Below are 557 nucleotides of genomic sequence, written 5' to 3'. Positions count from 1 at the left end.
GTCGGCACTTTACCTAAAGACCAAATCCCTTCGGCATATAATCCGTATTCGAATTTTTGTTCGCCTTTAATATTGCCGAACGAATTCTGACTACCTGTCTGCTCTTTACGCAGATTCACACCATATTTAAACAGATGCTCTCCGCCAAATTCGCTGGTAAAGCCTAAATTAGCCCCCGTTGTTTTGGTTTTAGAACTACGTTGATAACCGGTTAATTTATTTTGCTGATAATCTTCTCGCTTATCCGTCCCTAAAATATGGAACACATTCGCTTTAACGTCTCGAGCAAAGCCGATGTCTTTCGCATCATACTCAAGGTTGTAGGTACGTTTGGTCGTGTTCGCATTTACCGGGCGGCTATTAAAAATCATCTCGAAACGATCTTGTCCCGCACCATAAAACGACTCTTGACGGAAACTTAAGCCGATACGCTGTTTATCGGTAATATCATAGCCGAATTTCGCCAAATAATTACCTTGACGACGAGCGGTATTATTCACTACTCGGCTATTTTTATTCACCGCATCCGAATAACCTTTACCCGCCTTATAGTTTTT

At 41.7% G+C, this 557-nt stretch carries 1 protein-coding gene; it reads right to left on the bottom strand.

Features of this window, described 5'->3' with window-relative positions; translation table 11 throughout:
* The coding region (locus tag DDE10_RS23240) for a TonB-dependent receptor (RefSeq protein ID WP_284734855.1) at positions 1–557 on the bottom strand (557 nt) is incomplete at both ends.

Source organism: Sphingosinicella terrae, from assembly GCF_003347635.1.
GTDB lineage: Bacteria > Pseudomonadota > Alphaproteobacteria > Sphingomonadales > Sphingomonadaceae > Allosphingosinicella > Allosphingosinicella terrae.
Note: the sequence above shows the minus strand (reverse complement) of the source record. Positions and strands in the feature narration are given on the sequence as shown.